General features: G+C 45.7%; 1 protein-coding gene. It reads right to left on the minus strand.

The genetic code is table 11. The annotated features are described in order from the left end of the window. Nucleotides 1–1,352 (minus strand): amino acid adenylation domain-containing protein (locus BLR60_RS24555; RefSeq protein ID WP_143009162.1); only part of this gene is annotated, 1,352 nt, incomplete at both ends.

Here is a 1,352-nt window from a genome sequence, read left to right on the forward strand (position 1 = left end):
TCGTATATGCCGATTTGGGATATGCCTAGCAGTTCCTGCCATATCTGGCAGAGCAGTTCCTGGGTTTTGTCGGTCGGCGGAGCATGTTCCCCCTGTTTCTGCGTGCTGGTTTCCGGGCTGGGCAGTCTGTTTTTGTCTATCTTGCCATTTGGTGTAAGCGGTATCTGCTCAAGTTTGGTGAACGATGCCGGAACCATATATGTGGGTAGCTTTATGCTCAGGGCATCTGTGATGGCCTGTTTGTCCATCTCCTGGCATACCAGGTATGCTGCGAGCCTGTCGCGCTGCTGTGGATCCTTTACCGTTACGACAACAGCCTGCTGGATGCCCTCTATTTCCATTATGGCCTGTTCAATTTCTGCGGGTTCTATTCTGAAGCCCCTGATCTTAACCTGGTCATCTATCCTTCCCAGATACTCCAGCAGACCGTCTGGCTGCATCACAACCATGTCCCCGGTCTGGTATAGTTGTCCCTTTCCCTCTATGTGGTCGGGTATGAACCGCTGTCGAGTAAGTTCCGGTCTGTTGAGATACCCTTCTGCGACCTGTACGCCTGCGATAAAAAGTTCGCCTGGTACCCCGAACGGTACAGGGTTCCGTGCAGCGTCAAGTACATAAAGGTTTATGTTGGGCATTGCCCTGCCTAATAAAATTTTGCTATCTGGAAGTATCTCATGATTTGTCACATCAATTGCAGCCTCTGTCGGTCCGTATAAATTAAAAAGCGAAACTCCTGTAAATTTTTTATGGAAGAGGTCAGCATGGTGTATCCTCAAAGCTTCGCCACTGCACAGTATGCGTTTCAGACTTGGACAATCATCTAATTCAATATCAAAAAGAAAAACTTCAAGCATTGAGGGAACAAAATGAATAGTTGTTATTTGTTCGACGTCAATTATATTTTTAAGGTAAGCTGTATCTTTATGTCCGTCAGGTTCCGCAAAACATAAGCTACTACCTGTCAGCAGTGGCCAAATTAGTTCCCAGACAGATACATCGAAACAGTAGGTTGTCTTCTGGAGTACTTTGTCAGTAGCATCAAGTTTATAAAACTCCTGTGCCCAGTTTAGTCGGTTTAGCAGGCTATCGTGCCTGACCATTACGCCTTTTGGTTTTCCTGTTGATCCGGACGTGTATATTATATAGGCAATGTCCTGTGGTCTTGGTTTGAGACTGTGCTCCTGGTACTGTTTTTTTACGATCTCCGATAGGATTGCCTTTTGGCACCCCTGTTCCTGGAGACTGATCTTTTGTTCTGTATCGATATCTGTTATAAGTATTTTTGCATTGGTGTCCTTTATAATAAAGTCGATCCTTTCTTTTGGGTAGGCCGGATCTATTGGGACATATGC

This window comes from Pedobacter terrae, from assembly GCF_900100705.1.
In the GTDB taxonomy this organism is placed as follows: domain Bacteria; phylum Bacteroidota; class Bacteroidia; order Sphingobacteriales; family Sphingobacteriaceae; genus Pedobacter; species Pedobacter terrae.